This window comes from Hyalangium gracile, from assembly GCF_020103725.1.
Lineage (GTDB): Bacteria > Myxococcota > Myxococcia > Myxococcales > Myxococcaceae > Hyalangium > Hyalangium gracile.
In genome coordinates this window covers 1-1,893 of sequence record NZ_JAHXBG010000067.1, presented here as the reverse complement: position 1 = coordinate 1,893, position 1,893 = coordinate 1, and the positions used below count along the sequence as shown (strand labels likewise).

At 66.0% G+C, this 1,893-nt stretch carries 1 protein-coding gene and 1 pseudogene; both read left to right on the top strand.

Annotation, left to right across the window (positions count from 1 at the left end; genetic code table 11):
• A pseudogene (locus tag KY572_RS47660) lies at positions 1-951 on the top strand (putative metal-binding motif-containing protein); the annotation flags it as partial.
• Positions 952-1,150: 199 nt separating this feature from the next.
• Positions 1,151-1,893: putative metal-binding motif-containing protein (locus KY572_RS46785; RefSeq protein ID WP_224250312.1), on the top strand; the 743-nt coding region annotated here is incomplete at its 3' end.

Below are 1,893 nucleotides of genomic sequence, written 5' to 3'. Positions count from 1 at the left end.
TGCACCTTCCCGCCGGTACCTCCCATCAGGGTCGTCGGCGACTACGTGGTGGTGCCCATCCGCAACTTCACCATCGGCGCGGGCAATGCCCTGAAGCTGCGAGGCACCCGTCCGGTCATCCTCGCGGTGTATGGCGACGCCACGCTCTCAGGTGCTCTGCTGGCGGACGCGGACATGAACGTGCCAGGCGCGGGCGGCAACCGCGTCGGCTGCGGCACGCAGACGGGCGGAAATGGTGGGTTCTCCCATGGAGAAGGCAGCGGTGGCGGTGGCGGTGGCTTTGGCAACGCAGGCGCCGTGGGCGGCAAGAACGACTCGAACCTCGCGGGCGGCACAGCAGGCACCGCGTTGAGCAGCCCGTTGGTGCCCCTGATCGGCGGCTGCGCGGGAGGCACGGGGGGTAGCACCATGAACGGGGGTGTGGGTGGTGCGGGCGGTGGGGCCGTGCAGCTCTCCGTGGGCGGCACGCTCAAGGTGGAGCACTGGGTCTCCGTCAGCGGAGGTGGCGGGGCCAGCGGCAGAGGCTCCTCGGGCAATGCGGGAGGCGGAGGGGGCGGTGGCAGCGGAGGGGGCTTGCTCCTGGAGGCCTTCCGCCTGGAACTCACCGACCAGGCCAAGCTCACCGCCAACGGAGGCAGCGGCGCGGAGGGCGGAGATACGGATGGGAGATCCGGAAGCGCTGGAGTCGATGGCTCCCAGTTCTCGAAGGATCCCGCCCGCTGCCCGGACGTGGGAGGAGATGGAGGCCCAGGCGGTGACGGCGGCGCGGACACGATCGTCGCAAAGGTGGGAGGCAACGGCCCCAACAACGCGGGCGGCGGTGGCGCGGGCGGAGGCGTGGGCGTCATCCGGGTGCGTGGCATCGGCAGTTGCGACATTCATCTGAGTTGCAACACCACTGACAGCAACGGCTGTGACATCAGCCCCAAGGTGACCCCGGTCTGCCCGTGATCGGGAAGACGTAGAGAGCACGGCCGAGCAGGTGCCGTGCACAGTTTGGCTCCAGCCAGAAACGTGAGTGCATCCACCGGTGACGGCCGGGTGCGCTGCTGCGCGCCCTGGAGCCGGGAGAGCGTACTCCCTGGGTGGTATCGCCCCGATTCAGCGTGGTCTCTAGCCTGGCGATTCCAGTCGTGCGCCAGGCACTCTCATGAACCGTCTTTGCTTCTTCGGGCTGCTCCTCATCCTTTCCGCATGCCGTGAGTATGGGCCGGACGAAGGTGCGGTGCAGGTCTCCATCACCTATGGCTCGTACACACCCGCGTGCGTCCGCGTCTCCGCTTCGGACTCCAATGGAAACTCAGCTGTCACATACACCCAGCAGAGCACCTTCAAGAACCCGGATGGGCCGCAGATCATCACCGTCACGGTGTTCCGCAAGGCGGAGTGGACGCGAGATCTGCTCATCGAGGTGGCATCCTATAAGTCCTCTAGGGATAAAAGCTGCTCCGGCACCGAGTTGGAGCGACACACCTTGCCCGTCAAGGTCCCAAAGCAGGGTATCAAGGAGCTCCACTTCGATCTCCTGGCCCAGGACGATGATGGTGACAAGCACATCCTCAAGACCAACAAGGTGGCGGGGACGGACTGTGATGACAAAGACGCGAACGTTCATCCAGGCCAGCCCGAGATCTGCGCGGGGACGCGGGACATGGACTGTGATGACGCCGTTGCGTGCGCGGACAGCGAGTGCCTGAACAATGCATGTGATGACAAGAACCCGTGCACACTGGAAGACCGCTGCCGGCCAGGGACCAGCTCGACCGTCGAGTGCGTGGGGACCCTGAAGACGTGCCAGCCGCCCAACCTCGTCTGTTACACGAACGAGTCCGTGTGCAACCCCGCCACGGGCGAGTGCGTCCACACCCAGCAGTTGCCGGACAAGACGTGCGA